Source organism: Leisingera sp. XS_AS12, from assembly GCF_041224635.1.
Lineage (GTDB): Bacteria > Pseudomonadota > Alphaproteobacteria > Rhodobacterales > Rhodobacteraceae > Leisingera.
This window is the reverse complement of record NZ_JBGFGM010000038.1, coordinates 1-725: the sequence shown is the minus strand read 5'-3', so window position 1 is coordinate 725 and position 725 is coordinate 1. Positions and strand designations below refer to the sequence as shown.

Here is a 725-nt window from a genome sequence, read left to right as displayed (position 1 = left end):
ACCCTGTGTTTGCTATGGAAGAGATCATTTCTTGACGGCAGAGCCCGTCTGGGCAAACCTGTCAGGGCGTCCGGGGCTCCGGATGCTCCATGACCTGCTGACCTAAGCAGCCGGAAATTCCCGACATAGGACGTTGTCACTGACAATGCAAGCGGGTTTTCCGTAGATCCGGAGGAGGGCGTCCAGCTCCCGGGCAACGCGCTCGCCTGAAATGCTGGTGTCCGCGGTCAGGCATAGGTTTTCCCGGCAGCTGTCATCATTCACGGCCAGGATGCGGAATTTCCGCGACGCGCCGAAGCTGTCCGCCAAAAAGTCCAGGGACCAGCGCTGGTTCGGCCGTGTGGCTTCGGGCATCGGCGTGCGCGAGCCCCGGGCGCGTTTGCGGCCCCGCCGCCGCTTTACCGCGAGGCCTTCTTCGCGGTAGAGGCGGTAGAGTTTTTTGTGGTTCATGATCATGCCTTTGCGCTCAAGCAACACGCCGATCCTCCGGTAACCGAACCGGCGCCGCTTTCCGGCGATCTCCTGCATCTCCTTGCGGATCTCAGGGCAGTCCGGCGGGCGTTCGCGCCGGACCGTCTTGGGGTCGACACCGACAAGCCGACAGGCCCTGCGCTGCGAGATGCCGTGATCCCGCATCGCCCTGAGCGCTGCCTCTCGCCGCTTGGTCAGCGTCGTCAGTTCTTTCCCAGAAGATCCTTCAGAACCACATTGTCCAGCATCGTATC

General features: G+C 62.5%; 1 pseudogene. It reads right to left on the bottom strand.

Annotation, left to right across the window (positions count from 1 at the left end):
• Nucleotides 1–132 precede the first annotated feature (132 nt).
• A pseudogene (locus AB9K35_RS00495) lies at nucleotides 133–725 on the bottom strand (IS3 family transposase); the annotation flags it as partial.